This is a genomic window from Pseudoalteromonas sp. A22, from assembly GCF_018141345.1.
GTDB classification, from domain to species: domain Bacteria; phylum Pseudomonadota; class Gammaproteobacteria; order Enterobacterales; family Alteromonadaceae; genus Pseudoalteromonas; species Pseudoalteromonas maricaloris.
This window is the reverse complement of record NZ_CP047237.1, coordinates 131,237-147,838: the sequence shown is the minus strand read 5'-3', so window position 1 is coordinate 147,838 and position 16,602 is coordinate 131,237. Positions and strand designations below refer to the sequence as shown.

11 protein-coding genes are annotated in these 16,602 nt (G+C 40.5%); 6 read left to right on the top strand and 5 right to left on the bottom strand.

What is annotated here, in order from left to right; translation table 11 throughout:
- Nucleotides 1-238 precede the first annotated feature (238 nt).
- From GSF04_RS00570 to GSF04_RS00555, 4 genes are all read left to right on the top strand, one after another.
- The gene (locus GSF04_RS00570) at nt 239-1,423 is read left to right on the top strand and encodes an alkaline phosphatase family protein (RefSeq protein ID WP_211857060.1); all 1,185 of its coding nucleotides are present in this window, start codon (nt 239-241) and stop codon (nt 1,421-1,423) included.
- Nucleotides 1,424-1,898: 475 nt separating this feature from the next.
- Nucleotides 1,899-3,488, top strand: coding sequence for a sensor domain-containing diguanylate cyclase (locus tag GSF04_RS00565; protein ID WP_211857059.1), 1,590 nt, complete (start codon nt 1,899-1,901; stop codon nt 3,486-3,488).
- Between the two features lie 94 nt (nt 3,489-3,582).
- On the top strand, nt 3,583-4,986 hold the full coding sequence (locus GSF04_RS00560) for a TIGR00366 family protein (protein WP_211857058.1): 1,404 nt from the start codon (nt 3,583-3,585) through the stop codon (nt 4,984-4,986).
- Between the two features lie 174 nt (nt 4,987-5,160).
- Complete coding sequence (locus tag GSF04_RS00555) at nt 5,161-7,707, top strand: GGDEF domain-containing phosphodiesterase (protein WP_211857057.1); 2,547 nt, start codon at nt 5,161-5,163, stop codon at nt 7,705-7,707.
- Nucleotides 7,708-7,763: 56 nt separating this feature from the next.
- On the opposite strand, the gene hemH is transcribed toward GSF04_RS00555, so the two are convergent.
- Nucleotides 7,764-8,783, bottom strand: a complete 1,020-nt coding sequence (gene hemH / locus GSF04_RS00550) for a ferrochelatase (RefSeq protein ID WP_211857056.1) — start codon at nt 8,781-8,783, stop codon at nt 7,764-7,766.
- Between the two features lie 236 nt (nt 8,784-9,019).
- Here hemH and GSF04_RS00545 point away from each other — a divergent pair, with 236 nt between their 5' ends.
- Nucleotides 9,020-10,573, top strand: coding sequence for a PAS domain-containing methyl-accepting chemotaxis protein (locus GSF04_RS00545; RefSeq protein ID WP_211857055.1), 1,554 nt, complete (start codon nt 9,020-9,022; stop codon nt 10,571-10,573).
- A 111-nt stretch (nt 10,574-10,684) separates the two neighbouring features.
- On the opposite strand, the gene GSF04_RS00540 is transcribed toward GSF04_RS00545, so the two are convergent.
- The 4 genes from GSF04_RS00540 to GSF04_RS00525 all read right to left on the bottom strand — a co-directional run bounded on the left by GSF04_RS00540 (nt 10,685) and on the right by GSF04_RS00525 (nt 15,442).
- Entirely contained in the window at nt 10,685-12,151 is a 1,467-nt protein-coding gene (locus GSF04_RS00540) for a S41 family peptidase (RefSeq protein WP_211857053.1), read from the bottom strand.
- Between the two features lie 85 nt (nt 12,152-12,236).
- Nucleotides 12,237-13,496 (bottom strand): ATP-binding protein, encoded by a 1,260-nt coding sequence (locus tag GSF04_RS00535; RefSeq protein ID WP_211857052.1) that lies wholly within the window; start codon nt 13,494-13,496, stop codon nt 12,237-12,239.
- Complete coding sequence (locus tag GSF04_RS00530) at nt 13,493-14,197, bottom strand: response regulator transcription factor (protein ID WP_174169221.1); 705 nt, start codon at nt 14,195-14,197, stop codon at nt 13,493-13,495. Before GSF04_RS00530 ends, GSF04_RS00535 begins: the two co-directional genes overlap by 4 nt.
- A 36-nt stretch (nt 14,198-14,233) precedes the next feature.
- A complete protein-coding gene (locus tag GSF04_RS00525; protein ID WP_211857051.1) occupies nt 14,234-15,442 on the bottom strand; it encodes a site-specific integrase in 1,209 nt (402 codons plus the stop codon).
- Between the two features lie 615 nt (nt 15,443-16,057).
- Here GSF04_RS00525 and GSF04_RS00520 point away from each other — a divergent pair.
- Nucleotides 16,058-16,585 carry a hypothetical protein gene (locus tag GSF04_RS00520; protein WP_211857050.1) on the top strand — a complete coding sequence of 176 codons (528 nt, stop codon included), beginning with the start codon at nt 16,058-16,060 and terminating at the stop codon, nt 16,583-16,585.
- The last annotated feature ends 17 nt before the right edge of the window (nt 16,586-16,602 follow it).

Genomic DNA, 16,602 nt, shown 5'->3' with positions numbered 1-16,602 from the left:
TTCAGTAATTATTGAAACTTTAATATAAAGGTCACTTTGACTTAGATCAAGCATTAATTAAGCTCAACTACAACATAGTGAAAGTTAACCCTCCCCGAATATCTATAATTGCCATCCACTGACCGCAAATCAATATAAATTTCAAATCATTGTGATTTAATGCGGCCGCAATCACACGGATTATGCTGCACAGCCTCTTACTTTTGCAGCGGTACTCACATGACACGGGAATTTATACATGCTAAGAATCCTCCTTTTCACCTTATCTATCTTTAGTTGCACTGCCTTTGCTGAGCGCGCGACAACCATATTGATCTCCATCGATGGATTTAGATGGGACTACATTGAAAAACACGATGCAAAGAATATTGCAAATCTTGCGAAGCAGGGCGTCCGAGCGACTAAGCTATGGCCTCAATATCCGACTAAGACATTTCCAAATCACCTGTCTATTGTTACGGGTTTAAAACCAATCAATCACGGCATCGTCGATAATTACTTTTGCGATAAGAAGCGTGAAGAGTGTTATAAGATGGGGATGGGTAAAGTGGATAGCTCTTGGATAAGTGGTATTCCCTTATGGAATCTTGTAAAAATGCATGGATATAAATCTGCCGCTTATTTTTGGCCAGAATCAGACGCTAGAATCAATGGTATGACGCCTGACTATTACTATCATTATTCAAAGAAAGCCGATTACAAGAATCGTCTTAATGAAATACACAATTGGCTAAAATTACCAAAAAGCGAAAAACCATTGTTTGTCGCCAGCTACTTTTCTCTAGTGGATTCTATGGGTCATGGATACGGACCTGACCATGAAAAAACGAGAGAAGCAGTACAATTTGTTGATGGCTTAATCGGAGATTTTGTCGTTGCTTTGAAAAAGGACAAAATTAAAGTGAACCTAGTACTCGTTTCTGATCATGGTATGGCAAGTATAGAGCCAGACAAAGCTGTGATCCTCGAAGAGCTAGATATACCTAAAGAATGGACTATCAAAAACAGTGGAACGAGAGTGTCGCTTTATGCGCTAGGCGAAGAAAAACTTGAAGCTGAGACACTTATACAGCAGTTACGTGAAAAAGCGGAGGGTCGTTATGAGGTGTTGAGTAGTGAGCGAAAACAGCAACTTAATGGCGGTGAGTCTTCTCGTATCGGTGACATTATCCTGCAAGCAAAAGCACCTATTGTCTTTATGCAGAAAGGCAAGCAAGGCTATTATGGTACACATGGGTATGAGGTAACAGCTGATATGGCCGCATTTTTTGTCGCAAGTGGCCCCGCCTTTAAATCGGGTGTAACGATAGAGCAAGCTAGCAATTTAGAAGTTTACCCAACACTTACACACATTATGGGGCTTAAGCCACTTAATGAGCTTGATAGTAGGGGAGAAAATCTATTAAAGCTGGTTAGGCAGTAAAACAAACTATTTATGATGTTCAGGGCTAATGCGTAACTTAGCTCTGAACTAGGTGAGTAGAGTAAGTTACTTTTTATTGGAAGATTTCATCAACCGTTTTGCTAAAGCAAATACAATATAGACAAGAACCAAGGAATTAAGGACAAGCAATGCATCTTTATCAGATACGAACATCCATATCGCCGCAAGCGCAAGGCAAGCAAGTGTAAAGTGGCCAACTAGTGGATTGGTAGTCTTTTTCTTCATTAAGAACTTCGCTGTATTTATGTTCAGATTATTTTACACCTGATAGCTGAGACAATACCAATAATCCGTTCAAAAAACTAAATATTTTTAACCATGTGGTTATAATACGGGCACACAGAATGTGGACGTTCTAATTCGTTATTGGTCTGACCAGAGTTTGATATAGATTAACTGTTTCACTCAAACGAATAGCTAAAATGTCATGGAAGTACATTAAAGAGAATTTTTAGTGGTACAAATAAATAAAGCAAAACATTGGTTAGACCTTAAAAAGCTGATACTCATTCTTGCCACATTATGCGTATTTACATCGTTACTAAACGCATTGTTTTCGAGCTACCAAGTGCAAAAACAGGTGATGGTAAAAGATACGCTAGAGGCAAATCGTGCCTATGCAACTAAGTTAGCAGATGTTACCGATCTCTTCTTGCAATCAGTATTGATGCAACTAAAAGCGTCGAGCGAAACCATTGCGACGCAGCTAGATAACCCTGAGGTGGTTAATAAAGAGTTGAGTCAAATGCTTACAAGGACACATAGTTTTGACTCTATCGTGTTAGTAAACGCAAAAGGTGAAATTATCGGTGCCCAACCAAGTTCACTTGGTGTGATAGGAGCTACACTCAAAAATGAAGTCGAAACTTTGCCACTTCGTGAAAAAGCCCCTTTTATTGTAGGTCCATTTGTTTCGCCGGCTGGGAATTTGATGGTGAGCCCAACTCATCCAATGTTTGACCAAGAAGGAATATTCGTAGGTTTTATCGCAGCCGGGATTTATCTTAAAGGTGACAATATCTTAGGCCGATTATTAGCAAACCATCATCACCAAGACAAAACCTATATTTATGTTACCGGCCCCAACGGTAAACTCATTTATCATCATGATGATCATCGTATTGGGCAAGACGTCACCAAAAATGAGGTCGTTGAATCATTACTCAGCAAAACTTCAGGTTCCGCCCAAATCGTCAATACCCAAGGGGTAGCAATGCTAGCTGGGTATGCTTCAGTACCGACGAGTGGTTGGGGGGTCGTGGCACAACGCCCATTAGAGGTCACGATGTCACAATTAGCGAACACCATGCGGCACGTCTTAAAAACGACCATTCCGTTTACCGTATTCTTGCTGATTTGTGTGCTTGGACTCGGAACCTTAATTGCTAAGCCATTATGGCGATTAGCTAAGTTATCAGAGCAAGTGCAAGATGGCAGAAACATCGATTTTCCACATGTATCCACATGGTATTATGAAGCCGCGTGGCTTTATCAGGCAATGCACAGTAGTGTTAAAAACTTAGGAGCACAGATCCAGCGCTTTGACGATGAAAGAAAGCAAGATCAGCTGACTCATTTATTCAATAGACGAGGAATGGAAAAGTGGCTAGAGACTGCCTATGAGCAGCAAACTCCGTTTAGCATTATTGCGCTCGATATCGATCACTTCAAACACGTGAATGATACTTACGGCCACGATGTTGGTGATGTGGTAATCAGAAAACTCGCAGAGCTGATGCGCACTAATGCACGTGAACAAGATCACCTATGTCGTAGTGGTGGTGAAGAGTTTTTGATGTTTCTACCGCATGTAGATATAGACAAAGCAGATAGGATCGCTGAGCGTCTGCGCGCATGTACCGCTAAAACTGAGTTTGGCGAGGCGGGACATATCACGATTTCTCTTGGGATCTCTCATTGGCCGCTATGCTCTGAGGATTTGCATCACGCACTTAAACTAGCGGACCGTAGTTTATATCAAGCGAAGGCTAACGGTAGAAACCGCGTAGAGCATGCCGTTTTAGCTAATCATAATGTAGCATAATTGGAAATTCGATATTAAAAAGTGAAATCTGCTCCGAATATCGGTAAGATGCGTTGCAATTCTTACCGTTACCTAATTTGGAGCTGTACTTTCCATGGCAAAAACATTGAAAGTTCCTCATACACTAGTCTTATTGCTAGGTATGATGCTAATTGCATTGCTGTCGACCTGGATTATTCCACAAGGCTTTTTTGATACTGCAACCACTGACACTGGCAGACAAGTTGTACTTGCTGGCACCTACCACATTGCAGAAGAATCTGTTCAACTTACTCCTTGGGATCTGTTAAAAGCTATTCCTCGCGCTTTTGCCGCCGCGCAAGACGTTATCTTCTTTGTGATGATAGTGGGTGGTGTACTCGCAATTGCACGTGCAACAGGCACTGTTGATGCATTGATCGGTCGCTTACTTGAGAAAAATGGCGATAAACCACAAAAGCTGATTTTTATGGTGGTGTTTTGTTTTGCAATCGCGTCAAGTGCGATAGGTACTGCAGGTGAATACATTCCGTTTGTGCTGATTTTAGTTGCGCTCTGTAAGGCAATGAGGCTAGATGCCATGACTGCCGTTGGCATGATCATCGCAGGCTACGGTATTGGATACGGTGTTTCAGCATTCAACCCATTTACGGTATTAATTGCCCAGCAAATTGCTGAAGTACCAGTATATTCGGGCATATGGTTAAGATTTGCTATTTTTGTTCCCTTTGTACTGATTGGCTTTCATCATGTATGGAGCTACACCAAAAAGGTACAGCAAAATCCTGAACACTCGATGATGAAAGATGTGCCTTGCCCACTGGCGGGTCAGGCCGCACCTAGCTATCCGCAGCTTAACGGTCGTCATAGAACCATTTTGCTTACTTTTATTGTGACACTTGTTTGTGCAGTTTGGGGAATTGCCACTCAGGGGTGGTATTTATACGAGCTAGGTGGTTTATTTATCGCATGGGGTGTCGTGATTTCAATTCTTGGTAAACTTTCAGCAGACGAAGCTGCAAACCGTTTTATTGAAGGGGTTTCAGACTTGGTCACTACTGCCGTGCTTATTGGCGTAGCTCGTGGTATTGCCCTTATTCTTGAAGATGGTCAAATCCTTCACACGATTGTGCATGGACTTTCAACTCCTCTTTCTTATGTTGCTGCAGAAGTTTCGGCCGTTGGTATGTTACTTATCCAAACGCTTTTAAATATGTTTATTCCGTCGGGCTCAGGTCAGGCATATGTGACTATGCCACTGATGGTGCCGGTAGGCGACTTAGTTGGTGTACCAAGACAGGTTGCGGTACTTGCGTATCAGTTTGGTGACGGCTTCTCAAATATGATAGTGCCAACAAATGCGGTATTAATGGGGATACTCGGCATGGCTGGCGTCCCTTACACACATTGGTTTAGATTCTGTATGCCGTTGATGGCTAAACTCATGGTCGCTGCGGCAACTGTACTGGTACTCGCTGTGATGTTTGGTTATGGTTTGGACGTACAACCGCAACTGTAGTTAAACAAATTTTCTTCTTAGATAGCGCCAATCGGCGCTATCTAACCTTCACTAGACTCAATTTCTCATCACAAAGCAAATTTATTGATCTGTATTTATATTCTATGTAGTTTATTAAGCTATTATTATTTATTAAACAAAAATCTTGGTCGGGAATGAGCCATACAGACTTCTATGAATTTAACGTTTAGCCATTTTTACAATTTAACATCCACTAATCAGCGATATCAATTTGCATTGAAACAGTTGTATGAACGATTTGATGCGGATCATTGTTTTGTGGGTAAATTTATCGATAACGATAAGCGTGTAAAGACCGTGATGTACCTCGCGGATGGTAAAGAAGTCGATAATATTATTTATGACCTTGAAGGGACACCTTGTTTTGATGCTAAAGCAAGAAATGATGTATGTTGCGTCACAAGTGGTTTACAGCAACTTTATGAAGAGGATGAGATCCTTCGCGTTTTAAGCATAGAGGGTTATCTTGGTTTAACTTTGCGAGCATTAGATCATACACCCATAGGAATAATGGTCTGTTTGTTTAATAAAGAAAAACAAGTTAGCCTAGAAGAAAAACTATGGTTTCAAGAATTAGGACACCTGATCTCAACGGAGCTTAGCCACAATTTAGAATTGACCAAACAAGGAATTTTACTCAAACAACTTGCAAAAGGTGAGCAAATAGCGGACCTATGCACATGGACATGGCAACTTAAACAAAATAAGCACTACTTTTCCCCCCACCTAAATCATCTACTTAAGACAAAAGCTCATTCTCCGTCGCTGTCATTATTGCTCGATAAACTCACGATAGAAGATAGTGAAAGGCTGCGGATTGCATTAGAAAAAGTGAGGTTAGGTGCCGTTCGAAATACTGATTTGCAAGTTTCATTGGCCGCTCGCACGGAAAATCATGGGTTATTAAGAATTATTGGACAAGTAGAGTCTGATGAGCAGCATAGCGATGAGTTTGTATTCACTGCGACTATTCAAGATATTAGCTATATTTCATCGCTAAATAAACAGCTCGAACTCACTAATGTTGTGTTCGAGCATGCTACAGAAGCCATTATGATCACCAATAATGAAAATAAAATCATTATGGTAAATCGTGCATTTGAGCGGCTAACGGGTTATACCGGCTACGAATTATTGGGCCAAGACCCCGCGGTGTTATCATCTGGTAAACAAGATAAATCATTCTATGAAGCCATGTGGGCATCATTGAGCACGGTTGGCCATTGGAAAGGAGAGATCCACAACCGTCGCAAGAACGGTCAGATTTATCCTGAGGAATTAACACTGAGTGTGGTGAAGGATGAGCAAGGTCGAGTTGCTAACTACGTCGGCATTTTTAGAGATATTACCGAATGGAAGCGTAACGAGTCTCAACTTACCTTCTACGCTAATCATGAACCATTAACCGCGCTGTTAAATCGCCGTAGCTTTATGCAGCGCTTAGAAGAACAAATATCGGGCTCAAGAAGTAACAATACCAGTTGCTCATTGCTTTTTATTGGCTTGGATAGGTTCAAAGAAGTCAACGATGTCTTTGGTCCGGAGATTGGCGATAAGGTACTTATTTCTGTAGCTAAACGATTGAAAAATGCGGTTCGCCAAAATGATATTATCGCAAGATACGGTGGTGACGAGTTTGCGTTACTACTTACGTGCAGCGATGTGGAAAGCGCGCTTAAGATTGCTCAAAAGCTTTCACAGAAACTCTCTCAGCCCTATGTATTTAATGAAATTACCATAGAAGTCACTTGCTCGACAGGCATAGCTCAGCTTGAAGCTGGCTCTCGGATCACCGCAGCAAATTTACTCAGAAACGCTGCGCATGCACTTAACAGTGTGAAAAAGACCGAGCGTGGACAGGTAGCCCTACACAATGCCGCAATTCAAAATGCCTATTTAAATAAAATAAAGCTTAAAGACAAGTTAAAACAAACACTGAAAGAAGGAGCGCTTACCGTTTATTATCAGCCGATCGTTAATGCTGATACCAACCACATCACAAAGTTTGAAGCCCTAGTACGTTGGTTTGATGATGAATACGGAATGGTATCACCAGGTACTTTCATTCCTATCGCCGAAGAATTTGGTCTTATTCATTTAGTTGGACAGTTCGTGCTTGAGCGTAGTTGCCAAGACTTAGCAAAAATCCACCAAGCTGGTTTTACAGAGGTTGGGATCTCTATTAACCGTTCTGTTAGTGAGTTTAAAGCCAGTATTAATCAGGTGAAGTTAATTACCTCTGCCATCGAAAAAGCAAAGATCCCGTATGAAGCAATTACCATTGAAGTTACCGAATCGCTTGCCACAAATCGTTATACTTGGAAAACGCTTAATCAACTAAGAGAGCATGGGATAAAGGTTTCGCTTGACGATTTTTGTACTGGCTATTCATCATTAAGTAACTTGATAGAAAACCAAGTGGATTACCTAAAAATAGACAAGAGCTTTGTCGACAGCTTAATGTCTGATTACAACAAACAAGTAATGATAGACTGCCTCATTAAGCTCAGTGATAAGTTGGGAATTGGTGTAATAGCCGAAGGGGTAGAGCAGTTTACTCAACTCGAAAAGTTAAGAGAGCTCGGTTGTCATCACATTCAAGGATTCTTTTACAGCCCCGCAAAACCAATAGATGCCTGCCTTGAGTTACTCACAACAGACGCTTTTGTTGAACAAACACAAAGTGCGTTAGAAAAATAAAGGTGTGATATTTTGATATCACACCTAAAAAATAGCAGATTGCCTCTGTGCCTTTATTACAACAGTGGTTTTATCAACGCAGTGATTGCTTTAATGTGATCATCACGGTCGTTTAGTGCTGGAATATAGCGATACTTTTCACCGCCAGCAGACTCAAATATCTCACGGTTTTCAACTTCTAACTCTTCGAGTGTTTCTAAGCAATCGGCACTAAAAGCTGGGCTTAAAATTGCGACGTTTTTAATACCTTGACTCGGATAACTCTCAAGTGTTTTGTCCGTATAAGGTTGCAACCATTCTGCTTTACCAAAACGACTTTGGAAGGTCGTCATCACTTTTTCTTTATCAAGATTAAGTTTTTCAACGACTAAGCGAGTCGTTTGTTGGCAAAAACAATGATACGGGTCGCCTCTATCTAAAAATAACTTTGGTGTTCCATGATATGAAAAAACCAATTTATCTGGCTCTCCATTCGCCTCAAGATCTTCTCTAATGGAATTAGCTAAAGATTCAATATAAAGCGGATGTTTGTGATAGCCATTAATAAAATGCAGTTCTGGTACCCAGCGCCAACCTCTTAGCACCTTTGAGATCTGATCAAAGGTTGAACCTGTTGTCGCGCTGGAATATTGAGGATATAGCGGCACAATGATAATTCGTGTGATGCCTTTTTCTCTTAACTTCTCAAGCCCTGATTCAATTGACGGGTTGCCATAGCGCATGGCAAGCTCAACTTCGATGCCTTCAAAACCTTCACTGCGTAATTGCTTTTCTATTTTATCAGTTTGCGCTCGACTAATGGTTATCAAAGGTGAGCCTTCATCAGTCCAAATTGACTGATAGGCGTGTGCAGATTTTTTAGGGCGAACACGTAAAATTATGCCATGCAAAATCATTAACCAAATTAGTCTTGGAATTTCGACAATACGGGGATCGGAAAGAAACTCAGCGAGATAAACTCTAAGTGCTTTAGCCGTTGGTGCATCTGGGCTACCTAAATTTGTAATAAGAATACCCGTTTTGGAATTAAATCGGCCTTCATGGGGGTTATCTGTTATGGCTGAAAAGCGAGACACCTAACGCTCCTTAGATTATCATTTTAATAGGATTATTTTACAAGAAAGGCTATACGGGAGTAAGCCTAATTTCGATCTAAACTGGCATAAATCAATTTGCGCCTAAAATTAACTCACACTATAGTTGTAATTATCATTAATTAATCCCTTCTCTATTGCTATTCATGGATTGAGGGCGTATTTTCCTGCAAATCTTTAAGGGAAAATCAATTTTTTGTTAGTTTTGGACATGTCTAATGAGAACCAACCACCCAGTAACCCAAAGAGAAAAAACCTTTTCTCGCGATGTAAAACTCATCTCCGTCACTGATTTGAAAGGTAATATTGTTGACTGCAATCAAGCGTTTATTGATGTTAGTGGATTTTCCCGTGATGAGTTAGTTGGACAACCTCATAATATAGTACGACATCCAGATATGCCACCTGTGGCGTTTCAAACCATGTGGGCGCAGCTTAAAACAGGTAAGCCATGGATGGGGATCGTAAAAAACCGCTGTAAAAATGGTGATCACTACTGGGTAGATGCCTATGTAACGCCAATAACAGAAAATGGCAAAATCATTGGCTATGAGTCGGTTAGAAGCTGCCCAGATAGGGCGACGGTTGAACGGGCAAGTCAACTTTATACAAACGTAAATACTAATAAAGGAAGCAGTTTCGGTCTTCCCAAATTACGCGTGGTTTGGCCAGTCTTTAACATCATCTCATCACTGGCGCTTTGGTATTTTGCTTCTGAGTCTGCAGGATTTTTTTGGTTGATGGCCAATATGCTGGCATATTCAGCCTATGCAACTTGGCGCGATAAAGAACAGCTGAGACGACTAGAATCTGAGTTGGCGCACAGTTTTTGCGATGAGATATCTGAGCAAGTTTATTCGACTTGGGATGGCACCATGGCATCAATCCAAGTACGCTTAAAGAGTGAAAGGGCACACCTAGATACAATTCTTACGCGTGTTGAACATGCGGCGCAAAACGTATCAAAAGGAGCGCATACGGCGAGTAAAGAAGCGCGAGCAACTTATGCCGATTTACAAAAGCAGCAAACTGAGACTGAGCTTGTTGCTACTGCCATGAATGAAATGACAACAACCATCAACGATGTCTCTAACAGCGTGCAATTGAGTGCTAAAGATGCTCAAAACTCCCTTGATTTGACTTCTCAAACAGAGAAGATCGCTAATAAAACCAAAATTGCTTTTGGTGATTTAAGTAATACCATTGCCGATATCCGCAATTCTGTTGAAGGTGTCTCTAAACAAACTGATAAAATTGCAGCAGCCGCACAAATTATCGAACAAATCGCTGAGCAAACTAATTTGCTAGCACTAAATGCAGCAATTGAAGCTGCGCGAGCTGGTGAGCAAGGTAGGGGCTTTGCAGTAGTTGCTGATGAAGTTAGACATCTAGCACAGCGCACACAAGAGTCGACGAAAGAGATCCATGCAATTATTGAAGAACTAACCAGCAGCACACAAGCGTCAGTAGACATTGCTCAGCAAGGCCAAGAAGAATCGCTTCACGGTATTGAACAGCTGAATCAAAGCACCGATATGCTACAACAAATCACCCAAGCAGTTATCCAAATTAGTGATATGTCGATGCAAATTGCAACTTCTGTTGAGCAACAAGCGACCGTGTCTGATGACATTAATCAGCAAGTTGTGAATATTGCTCAGCTTGCGAACAATAGCCTGGATAGTGCAGACAAAGTACATCAAGAGAGTAAAGATTTAGAATCGACCGCAAAAGAAATGTACGAGCTGATTGTACGCTTTAAGCGTAAGTGATGCTATTTAGTTGAGTTAAATGTAGTAGTTCAATCCATCGCTTTTTTGCTAAGACACTTAAATGATAAAAAGGACATCAGTGGATGTCCTTTTTCATAATTATTTTCATAATTAAGGCTCATAGCTTAGTAGTGACAATACTTTTTCAATCGCCGCATCTTTGTTCTCTTTTCTAAATGTGATGTCGAAGGGATCGACTTCAACGTCAACAGGAACACCTAGCACTTCCACATTCAAATCCAAACTATTTTCATAGTACTCATTACTAAGCTCATAAATCCAACCATTAGGCAGCATCCGTGGAAAAGTATCGGAGGTAGCACCAGCCGTAGCGCGTCCTACCAATGTTACTTGAGGGAGCGCAGACATCGCCAACGCAAAGGTTTCGCTAGCACTGAAAGTACCGTTTGAGGTTAGGAGATAAATATCTTTAAGATAATATGGCCTGTCATTATCAGGCTCTGCATAAACCGATGTCAGCTGATGTAACGCCCCAGCATAAAATGTACTAATATCCCAAACAAGCGTATTTTGTGAGATAAAGCGCTTGATTAATTCTAGTGCTTGTATGTCATGGCCACCTTCATTATCGCGAATATCAATAATCAGCTGATTAGTACGGGATAAGTCTGTGAAAATTTCATCCAGTAAATCGTTGAAAGCCGCATTGGCATAACTAATATCTTGACGCTCAATACCTGCTACATCAATAAAGTTTTGAAAATGATAGAGTTTCAAATAACCAATATGTTGACCACCAGTGTTAATCACTCCCCAATTAGGGCCATTTGGACTTTGCTGCTTACGCATTATAAAGTCTTGCTTTGTCTCTTGAACCAGGTATTGTGCAATCGTCATTTGTAGTTGATTCGTTTGCGTTTCAATATATTTTTCAGCAAGTTCACCACTCAAGTTTAGAGCAACCGCTTCTCGTTCTAACCTTTTGGATAGGGTAGGTTTAGCTTCAAAATTTATCGGTTCTTCTTCAAGGCTAAAATAAAGCCTGGTGTGACCATCATTTAGTAGCTCAAGTATTTCACGAAATACGCCTAGTAGTTTTGTCTCATTGGCATCACTTAGCTGCCCAGCATACTGGTTATAAACAGCGTCCCAATCTATATTACGCTCAGAGAAAAATGCATAGTGATTTTTCATATCCAGCCAAAAAAGTTCAAAGATTGCCTGTGCATCAAAGGTATAGTCACTTTTATCTGAGGTAGATATAAATCCGTCTTTACAGACTTCATCGAGACTGGATATTTCAGTGTATTTTACAGGGCCAGAATCGTAGGGTCGTTTATAGGTAAGCAAGCCTGCACTTTTGGCGCTAAACGCATCAAATAACGGAAGAGGGTCTAATGTCAGAATTGGATAGCAAGAGGAGCCTGTTACTTGCCAGGTCACTAGACGCTCATCAACTATTTGTTTTATTTCACCATAATGTTCCGAATACCAAAGCTCATTTCTTTGCGTTTGTTGAACAACCTCTACACTGCTTTTATTTTCGTCAAAGTGGCAACCAGCAAGGACGATACACAAGATTAAAGTGATGGGTCTTAAGTTGAATTTTTTCATCATAACTTCCTATCGATTAAAATATGAAGCTATTTTAAAGTGTAAGTGGTGATTTGATTGTCGCGGATTTGTCAGGGGTTTGTCATAGTTAATAGATCAACATTGGGGACAAATTGATAGTTAGACATGCGCCACCGAGTTCACTTCTGCTTACCGAGACCTCAGCGTCATAGTTCAATAAAATTTCTTTTACGATGGTCAAGCCAAGGCCTGCACCCCGTCTTCTTCCTGAGCGACTTTCATCTACCGTAAAAAAGGCTTGGAAGACTAACTCATGTTTATCTTCTGCAATGCCAATGCCATCATCTTCCACAGTTAAGAGAAGTTGAGCGTTACATAAACTTAGTGAAACACGGATCTGCTCGACTGCAAATTTATCAGCATTAACAATTAAGTTATGAAGCACGCGTTTAACATCTGTTTGGCAGGCTCTTATCCATACTGAGTTTGGACAATTTATAATTATAGGGTGATTACAATACTTTTCTAAAGTGACGATGTATTCATTAATTAGTGTACTCAAATCAAAATTGGAAACGCTGGTCTTTGCGGAAAACTGTTCTACTTTACTGAACTCCAAAATCTCATGCACCAGCATTTCAAGCTCTTCACATTCCTCAAATAACTCTCGAACCAGATTTTTGTTCTTTGGTGGAACATCAAGCAACTCAAGCTTGAGCTGAAGTCGGAATAATGGCGTTTTGAACTCGTGAGATACGGCTCTGATCATATTCCTTTGCTGTGCAAAGGCACACTCTAATTTTTCAGCCATTTGATTAAAGGCGTAATTGACACGTCCGACTGCTAAAAGTCCGGTATCTGCACGTTTAGATAACAATCCGTGTGCAATTAATTTACTAGCATGTTCTAACCTAGAAAGTCGAAATTGCAACCAAAGTGAGTGCAACAAAAATAGGACTAGGATTAGTCCTAAGGGTAAACCATACTGAATAAAATTGAGGATCGCCCCTGCAGAGCCTTGCACTCCAAGCGCAGAAAACGCTATTAACTCTTTACCTTGTATTTTTGCGATTACGGTTTGTAATTCCTCATCATAAACGTTTTCGATGACTAACTTAGTCGTTTGCTCAAATGCAGGTCTATCTAGTGTCTGTACTTTTAGATTACTTTTTTCTGAGATCTGGGCAAGTAAAGCTTGCCACTGAGCATCATCCAAGCCAGGACGAGCTGCATCTAAAGCATAAACATAGGCTAGATAATCTAGCTCTACATCCTTTTTCAGCTCTTTTGAGAAATAACTTGTAGCTAGAGAAGTCAAAAGGGGGTTTATCACTAAAAACAAACTAACAAAGAGTGAGCTTGCAAATGCAAAACGTATGCTTGTCATTCAGTTTCCTTGCTATTTACAAAAATATATCCTTTCCCTCTTACAGTGATGAGGTGTTGATAGGGCATTTCATCACCGATAATCTTTCTTATCTTCATTATTTTATTGTCAACTGTACGATCGAAACCATCAAATGAGCGGCCGTACAGCTGAGTTGAAATTTGGTCGCGACTTAGAATAGAGTCAACATTAGACGCCAAAAAATGGAATAATGTGTATTCACTGTCTGAGAGACCAAGCGGTATACCATCTTGGCTTGCTTGCCTTGTCGATGAGTTAAATGAGAAGGGGCCAACACGGATCACGTGCCCATTTTGCTGTTTATTCTCACTTTCTTCTGCTAAGCGAACTAGTTTTCGAAATCTCGCTAGGATAATTCGTGGGTTGACTGGCTTATGAATAAAGTCATCAGCCCCCATTTCTAATAGCGTAATTTCGTCTATATCATCGTGACTCGCGGTTAACACAATCAATTTACCATTGTACCTGTTTTGTAGTGACCTACAGATCTCGAAACCATCTTTATTTGGCAACATCAAATCAAGCAATACAAAATCTGGCTGAAGTTGCAGGACATGCGCCAATCCGCTCACTCCATCATTTTGGATACTCACGATAAAACCATGTTTTTCAAAGAAGCGCCTAAGCAGTTCCGCAAGGCCTAAGTCATCTTCAATTATTACCAATGATCTTGAGCTCATATATACTCCTTAAAATCCAGACCGAACGCTCAGAGCCTAAATCTTCCGTTTCAAACCCGATTTGGCGCGTTCTTTAATATTGGTTTGAATATAAATTTGATCTGTTGTTGCGATTTTAGCGTGACCTAAATCTTCAGATAGATGCTTTAGCGGTCGGTGTTGCGCATCATGCGTTGCACCTGTATGTCTTAGCCAGTGTGAAGTTGCGGCTTCGAGTTGCTCTGACTCTTCTGTAAAGCCATCTTCCTTTAGTTTAGCCACTGCTAAGTCAAAACTTTGCTGAACAATACGGCGTAATTGACGAACGTTCATACCGCCTTGGCCCCTTAGTTTATGAACAATTGGGTAGGGCTCATCAACGCGAGGTAGGGTGCTTAACCCCCGGTACTGCCGGTAACGCTTTAAATAACTGATAAAGTCTTCGCTAAGCGTTACATCCCTTAGCTTATTGCCTTTACCCATAATTCTTAGGTACCAAAAGTCATCTTGATCTTGCCAAAAGTGGCTCATTACTGGTGACCAATGAGGGCGGTCAGATAGCTCTGAAATGCGTAAATACAAGCCTTTTAAGCAAGCTAATACGAAAAGATTTCGTTCTAGGTCCGGCTGCTGTTCACTTAAATCACGTGTTACACCAAAAACATATTCCCATTGCAAATCACTCAGCGTATCAGGAAGATTGATTTGCGATTGAACCACTAAATACGGGCTATTTTTCTTAACCACTGGAACAAAGTTAGCAAATGATTTTTCTTCTAAAATGGCAAACTTGTAAAACACATTGAGCGCGGTAAACATTGCTGCCAACGTTTGCTGGCTAGCGCCGTTTTCTTTGAGAACAAATGGCCGCCAATTTTCGTTAACCTGACGGATACCTTGGTTTTGCTTATAACGCCACTGCACAGAAGTTTGTGTCCATGCGTTATCTGGCTCTACCACAAAATCCACATATGCCTCGATGTCTTCGCGTTTTAGCTCAAACACTGACTTCTCAGCAACCAGCCACGACCATAAATAAAAGCGCTCAAGCTCATTACGAAAGCGGTTAAAAGTTGCTTCAGACTTACGACCGTAAACATACAAAAACTGAAATAAGAACTGTAGCTCGCTATGTACCGGTAGTGATTTACCATGACGAGCCAAGAATTTTTTCAGCTCTGGATATTCATGCCCAAGCGTATCATCTTCAAGATGGGCGATTTGATACCTAAGCTGCTTTAAAGTGTCGACCAGTGGTAAAATCATGATAAGTCCGATATTGGTTAGTATTGGACATATTATAGTAATTCAGATACGTATTATGCAATACTGTATAAATAATCCCATAATTTATATTATGTTAAATTTGTTGTGTGGCGTTTTTGACCGTCATCTGAGGACCCCTATTCTAATTTCTTTCGTCGCATTACAACAGCAACTTTAGATTCATATCATCAATCATGAAGTTATCCAAAGCACAATTTAAGTTGTATCTCCATAAGCTATTAACGTCTTTAGCCGTTGTACTAATTATTAGCAAAGGCATCGTCTACTTTGGGTAGGAATTATAAAATAAAAAATTAGCTCTTAACTAAGTGTTTACAGTTGGTGCTCTACAGATCAACAATAGTAGAGAGAAGATCTTTAAAGATTAAGCTCACAGTACTTTTGTAGTTGAAGATATTTTAGCTGCAAATAAGATGGTAGATGTGGTCTTGCAAATTATGTTTTCATGCGAGATCTGCATACCGTAGCGTGGCCTTCTAACACTTAAACAATCCATGTCATTGTTGTAGGAGAAATTCTCTAGATACGACTCAATAACGTATTGGTTGAAACTGTTGATGAAGGGACGCATTTTATGACTAAAAGGAAATCTCTATGTTTAAAAAGATACTACTTCCAATCGCTGCAACTATGTTTTGTATTAGTGCGGCTAACGCCCTAACTCCACTAGAGGACCGTGCTCGAGTTTCTAGGATGAATGCCGATTTGCTGTTGCCTGATGGTTCTACATTAAATGTAGACGTGTCATTCGATTGTGGTAGCGACTATAAAAATACGGCGCTTATGGTGATGAGTGATTCTGGAGCTCAGCTATTAGCGGCAGCCTACACACATTTATATGGTGTTGAAGCCGGCGAAGCGGTAATGCATTCTTGGAATAATAAAAAGAATGAATCTGATCCTCGTAAACCGACCTATTTGTTTGTACTTGCTGAGCGTGAAAAGCAATTTGATTGGGAAAAATCAAAAGGTGACAATCAAAAACTTAACAAAGGCTTAAAGAGTGTTACAATGGAGCGTAATATAGTTGATAAAACGGCATCTGGAGAAACTAAGAACGATTTGCCTATCGTCGTAGCGGGTTGTGGTGTAAGAGATCACAATGCGTACGAGATCAACTAGGAAGTAAGGCCAGCTCT